The 14,072-nt window shown below is 66.9% G+C and carries 13 protein-coding genes and 1 tRNA gene; 4 read left to right on the forward strand and 10 right to left on the reverse strand.

Annotated elements, in window-relative coordinates; all coding sequences use genetic code 11:
• Positions 1–36: 36 nt before the first annotated feature.
• The 3 genes from AC56KW_RS18850 to pepN all read right to left on the reverse strand — a co-directional run bounded on the left by AC56KW_RS18850 (position 37) and on the right by pepN (position 3,978).
• Positions 37–112 (reverse strand) — tRNA-Thr (locus tag AC56KW_RS18850).
• A 151-nt stretch (positions 113–263) separates the two neighbouring features.
• A complete protein-coding gene (locus AC56KW_RS18855; RefSeq protein ID WP_497172207.1) occupies positions 264–1,265 on the reverse strand; it encodes a class 1 fructose-bisphosphatase in 1,002 nt (333 codons plus the stop codon).
• 55 nt (positions 1,266–1,320) lie between these two features.
• Entirely contained in the window at positions 1,321–3,978 is a 2,658-nt protein-coding gene (gene pepN, locus AC56KW_RS18860) for an aminopeptidase N (RefSeq protein ID WP_497172208.1), read from the reverse strand.
• A 186-nt stretch (positions 3,979–4,164) separates the two neighbouring features.
• Here pepN and AC56KW_RS18865 point away from each other — a divergent pair, with 186 nt between their 5' ends.
• Entirely contained in the window at positions 4,165–4,812 is a 648-nt protein-coding gene (locus AC56KW_RS18865; protein ID WP_497172209.1) for a DUF4136 domain-containing protein, read from the forward strand.
• A 172-nt stretch (positions 4,813–4,984) separates the two neighbouring features.
• On the opposite strand, the gene AC56KW_RS18870 is transcribed toward AC56KW_RS18865, so the two are convergent.
• The 7 genes from AC56KW_RS18870 to AC56KW_RS18900 all read right to left on the reverse strand — a co-directional run bounded on the left by AC56KW_RS18870 (position 4,985) and on the right by AC56KW_RS18900 (position 10,718).
• Positions 4,985–6,349, reverse strand: coding sequence for an enolase C-terminal domain-like protein (locus AC56KW_RS18870; RefSeq protein ID WP_497172210.1), 1,365 nt, complete (start codon positions 6,347–6,349; stop codon positions 4,985–4,987).
• A gap of 82 nt (positions 6,350–6,431) precedes the next feature.
• On the reverse strand, positions 6,432–7,493 hold the full coding sequence (locus tag AC56KW_RS18875) for a LacI family DNA-binding transcriptional regulator (protein WP_497172284.1): 1,062 nt from the start codon (positions 7,491–7,493) through the stop codon (positions 6,432–6,434).
• 38 nt (positions 7,494–7,531) lie between these two features.
• Entirely contained in the window at positions 7,532–8,137 is a 606-nt protein-coding gene (locus tag AC56KW_RS18880) for a glycoside hydrolase family 2 TIM barrel-domain containing protein (protein ID WP_497172211.1), read from the reverse strand.
• A 90-nt stretch (positions 8,138–8,227) separates the two neighbouring features.
• Positions 8,228–9,154, reverse strand: coding sequence for a TIGR03571 family LLM class oxidoreductase (locus AC56KW_RS18885; RefSeq protein WP_497172212.1), 927 nt, complete (start codon positions 9,152–9,154; stop codon positions 8,228–8,230).
• Positions 9,155–9,158: 4 nt separating this feature from the next.
• Complete coding sequence (locus tag AC56KW_RS18890) at positions 9,159–9,317, reverse strand: hypothetical protein (protein ID WP_497172213.1); 159 nt, start codon at positions 9,315–9,317, stop codon at positions 9,159–9,161.
• Complete coding sequence (locus AC56KW_RS18895; protein WP_497172214.1) at positions 9,314–10,291, reverse strand: quinone oxidoreductase family protein; 978 nt, start codon at positions 10,289–10,291, stop codon at positions 9,314–9,316. Before AC56KW_RS18895 ends, AC56KW_RS18890 begins: the two co-directional genes overlap by 4 nt.
• Positions 10,292–10,301: 10 nt before the next feature.
• Positions 10,302–10,718, reverse strand: a complete 417-nt coding sequence (locus AC56KW_RS18900) for a methylglyoxal synthase (protein WP_497172285.1) — start codon at positions 10,716–10,718, stop codon at positions 10,302–10,304.
• 217 nt (positions 10,719–10,935) lie between these two features.
• Here AC56KW_RS18900 and AC56KW_RS18905 point away from each other — a divergent pair, with 217 nt between their 5' ends.
• The 3 genes from AC56KW_RS18905 to purD all read left to right on the forward strand — a co-directional run bounded on the left by AC56KW_RS18905 (position 10,936) and on the right by purD (position 14,047).
• A complete protein-coding gene (locus AC56KW_RS18905; RefSeq protein ID WP_497172215.1) occupies positions 10,936–11,952 on the forward strand; it encodes a copper chaperone in 1,017 nt (338 codons plus the stop codon).
• An 89-nt stretch (positions 11,953–12,041) separates the two neighbouring features.
• Positions 12,042–12,767 carry a YebC/PmpR family DNA-binding transcriptional regulator gene (locus tag AC56KW_RS18910; protein WP_306392920.1) on the forward strand — a complete coding sequence of 242 codons (726 nt, stop codon included), beginning with the start codon at positions 12,042–12,044 and terminating at the stop codon, positions 12,765–12,767.
• Between the two features lie 14 nt (positions 12,768–12,781).
• Complete coding sequence (purD, locus tag AC56KW_RS18915; RefSeq protein WP_497172216.1) at positions 12,782–14,047, forward strand: phosphoribosylamine--glycine ligase; 1,266 nt, start codon at positions 12,782–12,784, stop codon at positions 14,045–14,047.
• The last annotated feature ends 25 nt before the right edge of the window (positions 14,048–14,072 follow it).

Here is a 14,072-nt window from a genome sequence, read left to right on the forward strand (position 1 = left end):
CTTTCGCCTGTAACCCTTTGATCCGACTACTGAATTTGGTGCCGCTGACCGGAATCGAACTGGTGACCTTCGCATTACGAATGCGCTGCTCTACCGACTGAGCTACAGCGGCGAAACCTGTGCTTCGCCTTGCCTTTCGACGCCCGACGAAACCGCCTCGCTGACGAAAGAACCATATTCTAGCAAACAATACGGCAAACTTGCTAGTGTGTATTCCAACCGTGATTGCAACTGTGCCGCATCACGCGCTGAAAACAGGCGATTCAAGCCTGGTGATAGCCTGTCACGACCTCGACCTCTTCCTTCGACCCCAGGAATACCGGCACGCGCTGGTGCAATTTGGTCGGCGGGATGTCGAGGATGCGGCCCTGGCCGTCGGTCGCCGCGCCACCGGCCTGCTCGACGATCATCGCCATCGGATTGGCTTCGTACATCAGGCGCAGCTTGCCCGGCGATTGCGGATCGCGCAGGTCGGCCGGATACATGAACACGCCGCCGCGGTTCAGGATGCGGTGCACGTCGGCCACCATCGAGGCGATCCAGCGCATATTGAAATCCTTGCCGCGCGGGCCGGTTTCGCCCGCCAGCAGCTCGTCGACATAGCGCTGCACCGGTGGGTGCCAGTGGCGCTTGTTCGACATATTGATGGCGAATTCCTTGGTCGACGGCGGGATCTGCATATCGCTCTGGGTCAGCACCCACGAACCCATCTCGCGGTCCAGCGTGAAGCAGTGCACGCCGTTGCCGGTAGTGAGCACCAGCATCGTCTGCGGGCCGTAGACTGCATAACCGGCCGCCACCTGGGCGGTACCGGGCTGCAAGAAGTCCTGTTCGGTCGGCTGGTTCATGCCTTCAGGCGCCTTCAGGACCGAGAAGATGGTGCCGATCGAGACGTTGACGTCGATGTTCGACGAGCCGTCCAGCGGATCGAACAGCAGCAGGAATTCGCCCATCGGATAGCGGCTCGGGATCTGGCGGATGGTTTCCATCTCTTCGGACGCCATCGCCGCCAGGTGGCCGCCCCACTCGTTCGCCTCGAGCAGGATCTCGTTGGAGATCACGTCCAGCTTCTTCTGGACTTCGCCCTGGATGTTCTCGGTCTCGGCGCTGCCCAGCACCTCGCCCAGCGCGCCCTTGCTCACCGAATAGCTGATGCGCTTGCAGGCGCGGGCGACGACCTCGATCAATAGGCGCAGCTCGGCGTTGATGTTCTGGTGCAGGCGCTGCTCTTCGACCAGGTATTGCGTCAGACTTACGCGTTTCATGACTTCCTCAGGTTTGGTTTGGATTTCGTTGTTGTTGGGCGAACGCCGGTTGTCGTTAATTGGCGAGCGCCTTGGTGACCACTTCACGTACGTCGTTGGAGAGCTTGCCCTGCCCCGCCACCCGCTGCAGCGCGGCCTGCATCTGCGCCTGCAGCGCCGGCGCATAACGGCGCCAGCGGTCCATGGCGCGCGCCAGGCGGCTCGCGACCTGCGGGTTGAGTGCGTCGAGCGCGATCACCTGCTCGGCCCAGAAGGCGTAGCCGCTGCCGTCCGGCGCGTGGAACTGCACCGGATTGTTCATGCAGAAGGCGGCGACCAGGCTGCGCGCACGGTTCGGATTGCGCAGCGTGAAGGCCGGGTGGCGCATCAGCGCGCGCACCGCCGCCACGTCGGTGGTCGGGGCCGTGGCCTGCATCGAGAACCACTTGTCCACCACCAGGGCTTCGTTCTGGAACTCCTGGTAGAACTCGTCCAGCGCATCGGCCGCTTCCGGTACCCGCGAAGCGATCAGGGCGGCCAGCGCGGCGGCGCGGTCGGTCATATTGTCGGCCTCATCGAACTGGCGCTGGGCCAGCGCCACGCTCTCGTCGTCCGGCGCCGCGTTCAGGTAGGACAGCGCCAGGTTCTTCAGCGCGCGCTTGCCGGCGGATGCCGCGTCCGGGCTGTACGGCCCCGGTGTCAGGTTGGCCTGGTACTGCGCCAGCAGCTCGCTGCGCAGGCGCACGCCGATGTCGGCGCGCACGAACTGGCGTGCGATGTGCACCGCCAGCGGGTCGACGCCGTCGATCTGCTCGGCCACCATGCTCTCGGACGGCAGCATCAGGGCCTGCTCGCGGAAGGCCGGGTCGAGGCTGTCGTCGACCAGCACCTTGCGCATCGCCTCGATGAAGGTCTCGTCCAGGTTCAGGCTGGCGCCGCTATTGCCCTTGGCGGCGGCCTCGCCGGTCAGCTTGAGCAGGCGGCTCATGGCCAGGCGCTGGCCCGCTTCCCAGCGGTTGACCGGGTCGCTGTCATGGCTGAACAGGTGCAGCAGGTCGGCGTCGGTATAGCTGCCCTGCAGGATCACCGGAGCCGAGAAGCCGCGCAGCACCGAGGCCACGGGCTGGCTCAGTACGCCACTGAAGACGAAGGTCTGCTCGGCGCCGAACAGCTCCAGCACCGTCGTCGTGCCCAGCGGCTGGCCATCGATCATCAAGGGCATGTCGTTGCCGTCGGCGTCGAGCAGGCCCACCGCCACCGGGATGTGGAACGGCAGTTTTTCGGGCTGGCCGGGAGTCGGCGGGCAGGATTGCGACAGGGTCAGCGCATAGGTCTTGAGCGTCTCGTCGTAGCGGCCCTCGAAGCGCAGCACCGGGGTGCCGGCCTGGCTGTACCAGCGCTCGAACTGGGTCAGGTTGCTGCCGTTGGCGTCGGCCATCGCGCGGCGGAAATCGTCGCACTCGACCGCCTGTTCGTCATGGCGCTCGAAGTACAGGTCCATGCCCTTGCGGAAGCCGTCGACGCCGAACAGCGTCTGGTACATGCGCACCACTTCGGCGCCCTTCTCGTACACCGTCACCGTATAGAAATTATTAATCTCGACAAAGGAGTCGGGACGCACCGGGTGCGCCATCGGGCCCGCGTCCTCGGGGAACTGGTGCTGGCGCAGGGTGCGCACCTGGTCGATGCGGGTCACCGCGCGGCCGGTGTCGGTGCCGATCATGTCGGCCGTGAATTCCTGGTCGCGAAACACGGTCAGGCCTTCCTTGAGCGACAGCTGGAACCAGTCGCGGCAGGTCACGCGGTTGCCGGTCCAGTTGTGGAAATACTCGTGCGCCACCACCGCCTCGATGCCCTGGAAATCGACGTCGGTCGCCACGCGCGGGTTGGCCAGCACGAACTTGGTGTTGAAGATGTTGAGGCCCTTGTTCTCCATCGCGCCCATGTTGAAGTCGCTGGTGGCGACGATCATGAAGCGGTCCAGGTCGAGTTCGAGGCCGTATTTCTCTTCGTCCCAGCGGATGCTGTGCTTGAGCGACTGCATCGCGTAGTCGGTCTTGTCGAGGTTGCCGTCTTCGACCCACACCTGCAGCAGCGCGTCGCGCCCATCGGCCAGGCGGAAGGTCTCTTCCTGGCACACCAGCCTGGCGGCAACCAGGGCGAACAGGTAGGACGGCTTCTTGAACGGATCTTCCCACAATGCATAGTGGCGGCCGTCGTCGAGCTCGCCTTCCTGGATCAGGTTGCCGTTCGAGAGCAGCACCGGGAAGCGCGCCTTGTCGGCCCGCAGCATCACGGTGTACTTGGCCATCACGTCCGGGCGGTCCGGGAAATAGGTGATGCGGCGGAAGCCCTCGGCTTCGCACTGGGTGAAGAAGTTGCCATTCGATACATACAGGCCGCTGAGCGTCGTGTTCTGCTCGGGCACGCACACCGATTCGATCTCGAGCACCACCTCGTCGGGCGCCTCGTGGATGACCAGGAGATTGTTCGCCAGCGTGTAGTCGGCGCCGGCCAGGGCCTTGCCATTCAGGCGCAGCGCCACCAGTTCAATGTCCTCGCCATGCAGTTCGATGGCCCGCCCCACCGCCAGCGGATTGCGGCGCAGGGTCAGGCGGTTGGCCACGACGGTGCGCGCGGGATCCAGGTCGAAGCCGAGCTCGACAGTATCCACAAGGTAATTCGGCGGGGTATAGTCTTTCCGGTAGATGGTCTGGGGCGTATCGGTGCGCATGGGAAGGTTCCGAGAACACAGTGGAGAAGTGCTTATTCTACCAACAAGCTTTTCGCCTGCTTCGTACGTTTCCATGTATCGAAGTGTATGCACGGTAACGGGGTGTAAAACCCCGTCCATTGATACTGAACAAACAGTAAGCTTGATCATTGGGGAAATTCCGCATATATATTTTGGAGATCGGGTATGAAACGCCTCATCATGGTCGCCGCCGGCACGGCGCTCGCACTGCTCCTGGGCGGTTGCGCGACCACCATCCGCAGCGATGTCACCACCTTCCATCAATGGCCGGCCCAGATGGAAGACAAGAGTTATGTATTCGAAGTCCCACCTCCGCAGGACGATACGCTGGAATGGCGCAGCTACCAGGAACTGGTGCGCAACCAGCTGGCGCGCCAGGGTTTCCGCGATGCTGACGGCGCCACCCCGGCACTGACGGTATCGATGCGCTTCACCACCACCGACCTGCCGGTGCGCGTGCTGGAGCCGGTCATGACGCCGTATTTCTATCCGAGCGCGCGCTTCGGCTACGGCTACCGCGGCTTCAACCGCCGCTACTGGGGCGGCTGGTACAGCCCGTTCTACGATCCGTTCTGGGGCCCGTATCCGGCTTACCAGACCTCGGTCGAGCACCATTACCGGCGCGAGCTGCAGGTCTCGATCAAGTCGTCGCGCGACGGCAAGCGCCTGTTCGACGTCACGGTGCACAACACCAGCCGCAATATGTCGACGCCGGAAATCATGCCGGCCCTGGTGCATGCCGCCTTCGAGGGCTTCCCCGGCCCGTCGGGCGTGGCGCGCCGGGTCGAGGTCAAGAAGGAACCGAACAGCTGATTCGGCCGCGCAGGCAGCCAGGTAGTCAACCGACCACGTCATCCCTGCCTGCGCGGGGGTGACGTTTTTTTTCTGCTAACGGGTTTCATGATCGGTGCGTCCGCGCCGACGCAAAAAAGGCCCGCCACGCGACGCGCGGCAGGCCAAGAGACAAACGGTCAGTCTGGCGCGGCTAGCGCACCATGCACGGCGTCTTGCTGTCGAATTTCCAGTTCGGGATCAGGTACTGCATGCCGATGGCGTCGTCGCGCCCGCCCAGGCCCATCGCCAGGTAGCACTGGTGGGCCGCCTCCACCGCCTCCATGTCCAGCTCCACGCCCAGGCCAGGCGTGGTCGGCACCGCGACCATGCCGCCTTCGATGCGCAGCGGATTGCGGGTCAGGTGCTGGCCGTCCTGCCAGATCCAGTGAGTGTCGATGGCCGTGATGTCGCCCGGCGCCGCCGCCGCCACATGGGTGAACATTGCCAGCGAAATGTCGAAATGGTTGTTCGAATGCGAGCCCCAGGTCAGGCCCCAGGCCTCGCACATCTTGGCCACGCGCACGGTGTCCTGCATGGTCCAGAAATGCGGGTCCGCCAGCGGAATGTCGACCGCCTGCAGCTGCACCGCATGCGCCAGCTGGCGCCAGTCGGTGGCGATCATATTGGTGGCGGTGCGCAGGCCCGTGGCGCGGCGGAATTCGGCCATCGTCTCGCGGCCCGAATAGCCGCCTTCCGCGCCGCACGGGTCCTCGGCATAGGCCAGCACGCCCTTCATGTCGCGGCACAGCCGGATGGCGTCCTGCAGCAGCCAGCCGCCATTCGGGTCGAGCGTGATGCCGGCTTCCGGGAACGCTTCCTTGAGCGCGCGCGCCGCCTCGATTTCCTGTTCGCCGCGCAGCACGCCGCCCTTGAGCTTGAAGTTCCTGAAGCCGTAGCGCTTCTGCGCGGCGCGGGCCTGGGCCACAATGGCGTCGGTGTCCATGGCCGGCTCATGGCGCAGGCGCAGCCAGTCGTCGTCGGCATCCGGTTCGCTGGCATACGGCAGGTCGGTGACCTTGCGGTCGCCCACGTAGAACAGGTAGCCCAGCATCTCGACGTGGTCGCGCTGGCGTCCATCGCCCAGCAGGTCGGCCACCGGCACGCCCATGAACTTGCCGAGCAGGTCGAGCAGCGCGCATTCGACGCCCGCCACCGCATGGATCATGACGCGCAGGTCGAACGTCTGCTGGCCGCGGCCGCCGGCGTCGCGGCCGGCGAAGGTGGTGCGCATCGAGCGCAGCACGGCGTTCCAGGCGCCGAGCGGCTGACCGACCACCAGGGAACGCGCATCCTCCAGCGTCTGGCGAATGCTCTCCCCGCCCGGCACTTCGCCGACGCCCTGGTTGCCGCTGCTGTCGGTCAGGATGACCAGGTTGCGGGTGAAATAAGGCGCATGGGCGCCGCTCAGGTTGAGCAGCATGCCGTCGCGTCCCGCCACCGGCACCACGCGCATCGCGGTGATCGTGGGCGTCGCGCCCGGGGCCAGGACCGGCGCGGTCGTCGTCTCTATGGTCATCGTTCTTCCTTGAATGTTACCGGTATCAAAGCGAGACCTATGATACCGGTATCTTGAAGAACAAGTCAATCGGATGAATAGCTCAGCTGCTGGCGCGTTCGACGATGACGAAGCCGACGTCGCGCACCGGTTCCTCGACCGGCCGGCCTTCGGCGCGGTCGATGATCAGCTGAGCCGCGGTGGAGCCGATGGCAGTGCCGTCGATGCGCACCGTGGTGAGGGGCGGGTACAGGTCGCGCGAGAACGCCAGGTCGCCCAGGCCGACGACGGCCAGCTGCCGCGGCACCTCGATGCCCAGCGCCAGGGCCTCGAGCAGCACGCCCTGCGCCATCATGTCCGAGCTGCAGAAGACGGCGTCGATGGAAGGGTCCTGGGCCAGCAGCTCGCGCAGGCCGGTGCGGCCGCTGCCCAGCGTGGTCGGTGCCGGCACGATGCAGGTCGGCACCGCCGCGCGGTCCGGGCCCAGCCCTGGCTGCAGCGCCAGCACGGTGTCGGCGAAATGGCGGTTGCGGCGCACCGCCCGCTCGTCGTTGGCGCTGATGGCGGCGATCCTGCGGCGGCCACGCCGGATCAGGTATTCGGCCACCGCCTTGCCGATCTTTTCATGCGAGAAGCCGACCAGCATGTCGATCGGGTTGTCGGTCAGGTCCCAGGTCTCGACCACCGGAATGCCGCTGGCCAGCAGGCGCCGCCGGCCCTGCTCCGAACGCATGATCCCGGTCAGCACCACGCCATCGGGGCGGCGGCCGATGATGGCCTCGAGCAGTGCGTCCTCGCGCGAATTCTCGTAGCCGGCCTGGCCCAGCATCAGCTGGTAGCCGCGCGCGGCCAGGCCGTCGGTCAGCGCCTGCACCATCTCGAGGAAGACCGAGCCGCTGATGGTCGGCACCACGGCCGCCACCATGCGGCTTTTCTTGGAGGCCAGGCCGCCGGCCAGCAGGTTCGGCACGTAGCCGACCCGGTCCACCACCTCGCGCACGCGCTGCAGGATGTCGGGCGAGACCGAATCGGGATTGTTCAGCGCGCGCGAGACGCTCATCGGCGCCACGCCGGCCAGCCGGGCGACGTCGCGCACCGTGGGCGTGGCGCCCTTGCGGCTCTTGCGCGCGGTGGCTGGGGCGTCCTTCGGGGCGGGTTTTTCCATGGCCGCGATTCTAGCATCGCCCGCCTGGCGCCCCTGGTTCACGGTCCCCTGGCGGTACTTCTTCTGCATCTCGTCGTAGTAGCGCTTGAGCGTATGGAAGGCTTTTTCTTCTGGCCGGTGTCCGAGATCAGTCCCTTGCGGTTCCAGAAATCCTGGTAGCGCGGGTGCGGCCGGCGCGGCGAGCGGAAGTCGGCGAGGATCCACGGCGTGATGCCGCGCAGGCCGGGGATCGCAGCCAGCATCCTGAGCTGGTTCCGGTACAGCCGTTCCTGGTATTGCTCGCTCCAGCGCGTCGTGGCGTCGGCATGGTAGCCGCCCAGCGCATCGGCCCCGAACTCGCTGACGGCCACCGGCTTGTCCAGCTTGATGTCGAAGCGGTAGTCCAGCATGTCCTGCGGATCGCTCCAGTACCAGCCGGCGTATTCGTTGAAGCTGGCCAGGTCCAGCTTGTCGGCCAGCGGGTCCTCGACCACGACCTGCCGGCCCTCGCGGTGCACCTCGAGCGCCGCCGCCAGGCGCGTGTCGTCCAGGCCGCGCACGGTGTCGGCCAGCTTGCCGATGAAGATGTTGCGCGGCTCGCCTACCGGGGTCTCGTTCCCGATCGACCAGATGATGACGCTGGCGCGGTTCTTGTCGCGCGCCACGGTGAGTGGTTTAGTTACCGGTATCTTATTATTCGGCCATCGAAGCGGCACGGCTTTTCCATGTCAACAACATGCGGCGCGCCGGCAGGCTCACAGCTGCGGCAGGATGTGTTCGCCCAGTTCACGCACCATGTCCTCGACCGGGCGCGGTCCACGGTGCAGGTTGAACAGGATGTGGGCGACCCCGGCTTCGCGCATGCGTTCGAGATAGGCAGCCAGCGCATGGCGGCCGGTGCGCAATCCCAGCTCGATCGCCTCGGCCGGCGCATCGGCGTCGTCCAGCAAGTCCAGCTGCACCGACTGGATGAAGGGCTTGCGCAGACCAGGCGAGCGCTGGTCCTGCGCCATATGCCATAGCGCGATGCGGCCCTTCTGCCGGTCTTCTTCGCGGTGATAACTCGCCCAGCCGTCGGCATGCCCCGCGATCCATTGCAGCGACTGGCGCGCGCTGCCCACCGCGATCATCGGAATGCGCGCCTGCGGCGGCGGCAGCACGCGGTACTGCCCTTCCTGCACGCCGCCGACAGCGTCCGGCGCGAGCGCGCTGCGCACCGCCTCCCAATGCGCGCGGAAGCTGGCGTCGCGCGTTTCGAGGTCGGCGCCGAAACGGGCGAATTCTTCCGGCCGGTCGCCCGAACCCACGCCCAGCAGCAGGCGGCCATGGCTGATCCGGTCCAGGGTCAGCGCCGCCTTGGCCACGTGCAGCGGGTGGCGCAGCGGCAGCACGATGGCGCCGGTGGCGAGCACGACATCCTGCGTGACCGCCGCCAGCGCGGCCAGCCACAGGAAGGGATCGTCCAGCGCCGCGGTCTCGCCCGCGCTGCCCTGCGGGATCATCAGGGGCACGTCACGGGTCCACAGGGCGGCAAAGCCCAGCGCGTCGGCCAGGCGCGCATGCTGCTGCGCCAGCGCCAGGTCGGCCAGCGCGCCCGGTGCGCCCTGCATGGGCGTCATCAGCCCGACCGTCAGGCGGTCGGGAACGAAGACCCGATCATATGCGCGGTTGAAGTCGCCCATGGCGTCAGGTGAAGTAGGCTTCCGAGCCGAAGGTCAGCGCCACGACCACCAGCATCGCCAGCACCAGCACGATCAGCAGGCGCCCGAACTTCGGCGCGCCGTCACCTGGCGGCGCGGAGGGCGGCAGCGGCGCCGCGGCATCGTCGTCAGGCGCATCCCTCATGGCAGCAGCACCGTCGAACCGGTCGTGCGGCGCGCTTCCAGCGCCCGGTGCGCGTCGGCCGCCTGCGCGAGCGCAAAGCGCTGGCGCACCTCGATCTCGACCTTGCCGCTCGCGACCATCTCGAACAGCTCGCCCGTCATCGCTTCTTGCTCTTCCTGCGTGGCCATGTAGTCGAACAGGGTCGGACGGGTCAGGAACAGCGAGCCGCGCTTCGACAACTCGGCGGGGGCAAACGGCTCCACCGCGCCCGACGCATTGCCGAAGCTGACCATCAGCCCGCGCCGCCGTAGGCAGTCGAGCGAGGCGACGAAGGTATCCTTGCCCACCGAGTCGTACACCACCGGCACGCCTTCGCCGCCGGTGATCTCGCGCACGCGCGCGACGATGTCTTCCTTGTTATAGTCGATGACGTGGGCCGCGCCATGGCGCAGCGCCAGCTCACCCTTCTCTGTCGAGCCGACGGTGCCGATCAGCCGCACGCCGAGCGCGCGCGCCCACTGGCAGGCGATCAGGCCGACGCCGCCGGCCGCGGCGTGGAACAGGACCGTGTCGCCGGCCTTGACCGGATAGGTCTGGCGCAGCAGGTATTGCACCGTCAGCCCCTGCAGCATCATGGCGGCCGCCGTATCGAAGGCGATCGCGTCCGGCAGCTTGACCAGGAAGCGGGCCGGCATGGTGCGCACGCTGGCGTAGGCGCCGAGCGGGCCGCCGGCATAGGCCACGCGGTCGCCCGGCTTCACGTGGGTCACGCCCTCGCCCACCGCCTCGACCACGCCCGCGCCTTCCTTGCCCAGGCCACCGGGCAGCGGCTGCGGGTAGAGGCCGGTGCGGAAATACACGTCGATGAAATTCAGGCCGATCGCATGCTGGACGATGCGCGCTTCGCCGGGTCCGGGCGCGGGCGCCTCGACGTCGACGTATTCCATTACTTCTGGGCCGCCGTTGGCGGCGATCCGGATCGCTTTGGCGAGCATGGGTTCTCCTTTAGTCGGTGGCGCGCGAACGCATCAGTTGCGACAGCACCAGGCGCGCGGTCGAGACGTTGGTCGCGCATGGGATGTTGTGCACGTCGCAGGCGCGCACCAGGGCGTTGATATCGGGCTCGTGCGGCTGCGGGGTCATCGGGTCGCGCAAAAAGATGACGCAGTCGATCAGGCCGTCGACCAGCAGCGAGCCGATTTGCAGGTCGCCGCCGACCGGTCCCGAGTGCTTGCGCTCGACGGCCAGGCCCAGCTCGTTGATCAGGCGGCCGCCGGTGGTGCCCGTGGCCGACAGCGCGCAGCCCTGCAGGAACGCGCGGTATTCGGCGGCGAGCGCGATCATGTCGTCTTTTTTCTTGTCGTGGGCGATGAGCGCAATGCGTGGGACGATCGGCGCGGTGGTCGTGGTGGTGGTTGTCATGGTGTGGGCGACGGCGGTTGGTCCCGGATACACAGGATGATGGCTCATAAGAATACCGCATTCGCGCACGCGACCATTCAAACCACATTTGGCACCTTGGCGTTCTGAACGGGATCAAGGTCGGCGCACGGCTGTGGCGGCAAAGCCGAAGTTCGGCGCCTTGCCCGGGCCGATCGTGACAGCGCGCCGCAGGGGGCGTGGTAAGGGAGTTGCACCATTGTCCCATCCTGATAGGGCTCCCGGCAACGGCGGACTCGGCATCCCGTCGCATCCGGCCGCGTTCGCCGAACGGGCCGGGCGGCGCGGGGTCGAAAAGGTGTACCTCAACAAAAGGAGAAACCATCATGACCTGGAAGACAGCGCTCACGGGTCCACCAGGAGCGCCGCCATGAAGCTGGGCGACATCGAAGCGCGCCTGGGGCGCGACCGATTGGTCCTGCTGGCCCTGATCGTCGTGTCACTGCTGGCCAGCCTGTGCTGGGCCGGTCTCGTGCTGGGCGGCCTGGTGCTCAGCAGCCCGCCACTGGCCGACGCCGCCGCTCCGGTCGGCGCCGCGAGCGTCGCCGCACCGGTCGCGGGCCCGAACGGCGCAGCCGGCGCCACTTCCGCCGCCATCGCCTCGCCCTCCCTTGCCTACCAGGCCGCCCAGCTGGCGCTGGTGTTCCTGACCTGGGCCGGCCTGTGCACGGCGCTGATGCTGCCGCTGGCCAGCCGCGCCACGGTGCTGTTCGCGCGCCTGGCCGGGCATCGCGCGGCCCAGCGGGCGCGCCTGTGCACCTCCCTGTTCGTGCTCGGCTACCTGGGCGCCTGGACGGGCTTTGCCCTGCTGGCCGCGATCGTCCAATGGAGCCTGCATGAGTCGGGCTCCAGCGACGCGGTACGTCACCCCCTGCTCCTGGGCCTGACCATGGTGGCGGCCGGCGTCTACCAATGGACGCCCGTCAAGCATGCCTGCCTGGAACATTGTCGGGCCCCGCTTCCCGGCATCCTGGCCGGCTGGCGCGACGGCCTGGCCGGCGCCGTCGGGCGCGGCGCGGCCCACGCCCGCCAGTGCCTGGGCTGTTGCTGGCTCCTGATGCTCCTGTTGCTGGCCGCCGGCCCGGACAACCCGGCCGCCATCGTCGTCGTGGGCCTGTTCGTGCTGGCCGAGATCCGCCTCGCCAGCGGCCACTGGATCGCCTGCGCGGGCGGCCTGGCGCTGCTCGCACTGGGAACCGGAGTGTTGTTTCCGTGACATTTGAGCCTGTGTCGGCGACGAATTTACAAGGGGGGCCTATGCTAGAATATCGGCCACTCTTGCATACCGTCTAAGGAATTCTCGACATGGCTGGACACAGCAAATGGGCCAATATCAAGCACAAGAAAGCCGCCACTGATGCCAAGCGCGGCAAGATCTGGACGCGCCTGATCAAGGAGATCACCGTGGCCGCGCGCATGGGCGGCAGCGACATTGCGTCGAACCCGCGCCTGCGCCTGGCGGTCGAGAAGGCCGCGGACGCGAATATGCCGAAGGATAACGTCACCCGTGCGATCCAGCGCGGCTCGGGCGAACTCGAAGGCGTCAACTACGAAGAAGTGCGCTACGAAGGCTATGGCATCGGCGGCGCGGCGATCATCGTCGACTGCCTGACCGACAACCGCGTGCGCACCGTGGCCGAGGTCCGCCACGCCTTCAGCAAGTTCGGCGGCAATATGGGCACCGAAGGCTCGGTCGCCTTCATGTTCACGCACACCGGCCAGTTCCTGTTCGCACCGGGCGTCGAAGAAGACAAGCTGATGGAAGCGGCACTCGAGGCCGGCGCCGACGACGTCGCGGCCGACGAGGAAGGCGGCTTCGAAGTGCTGTGCGATCCGCACGCCTTCTCGAGCGTCAAAGAGGCGCTGGAGGCGGCCGGCTTCAAGGCCGAAGTGGCCGAAGTTATCATGAAGCCCGCCACCGAGACCGTGTTCACGGGCGAGGACGCGGTCAAGATGCAGAAGCTGCTCGACGCGCTGGAAAACCTGGACGACGTCCAGGAAGTGTTCACCAACGCCGTGATCGAAGAATAACCTTGGTACGCAATATGAAAATCCTCGTAGTCGGCTCGGGCGGCCGCGAACACGCGCTGGCGTGGAAACTGGCCCAATCGGAACGCGCCCAGACGGTCTTCGTCGCGCCGGGCAACGGCGGCACCGCGCTCGACGATCGCCTGGTGACGGTCGCACTCTCCGAGCCGGAAGCGCTGGCCGACTTCGTGGTGGCCGAGGGCATCGCCCTGACCCTGGTCGGCCCGGAAGCACCGCTGGCGGCCGGCATCGTCAACCTGTTCCGCTCGCGCGGCCTCAAGATCTTCGGCCCGACCCGCGAAGCGGCCCAGCTCGAGAGCTCCAAGGATTTCGCCAAGGCCTTCATGCAGCGCCACGGCATCCCGACCGCCAGGTACGAGACCTTCTCCGACGCGGCCGCGGCCCATGCCTATATCGACGCCAACGGCGCACCGATCGTCATCAAGGCCGACGGCCTGGCCGCCGGCAAGGGCGTGGTGGTCGCGATGTCGCTCGAAGAGGCACACGGCGCGGTCGACCACATGCTGTCCGATAACGCCTTCGGCGACGCCGGCGCGCGCATCGTGATCGAAGAGTTCCTGGCCGGCGAGGAAGCCAGCTTCATCGTCATGTGCGACGGCAAAAACGTGCTGGCGCTGGCCACCAGCCAGGACCACAAGCGCCTGAAGGACGCCGACCAGGGCCCGAACACGGGCGGCATGGGCGCCTACTCGCCGGCGCCGATCGTGACGCCGTCGATGCATGCGCGCGTGATGCGCGAGATCATCGACCCGACCATCCAGGGCATGGCGCGTGACGGCATCCCGTTCAGCGGTTTTCTGTACGCCGGCCTGATGATCGATGGCGAAGGCAATCCGCGCACGCTCGAGTTCAACTGCCGCATGGGCGACCCGGAAACCCAGCCGATCATGGCGCGCCTGAAGAGCGACTTCGCCACTGTGCTCGAACACGCCTGCAACGGCACCCTCGATGCGGTCGAGCTGGAATGGGACCGCCGTACCGCCGTGGGCGTCGTGCTGGCCGCCGCCGGCTATCCGGACAGCCCGCGCAAGGGTGACGTCATCGCCGGCATCCCACCCGAGACCGCTGAATGCATCACCTTCCACGCCGGCACCAAGCTGGTCGATGGCAAGCTGCAGACCAGCGGTGGCCGCGTGCTGTGCGTGGTGGGCCTGGGCGACAGCGTCAGGATGGCGCAGAAGCAGGCCTATGAAAGCGTCGAGAAGATCCATTTCAATGGCGCGCAGTACCGGCGCGACATCGGCTGGCGCGGCGTGAAATAAGCGCCTGCCACAGTAGGCGCCAAGC

The organism is Telluria sp. RT2P19 (assembly GCF_059685725.1).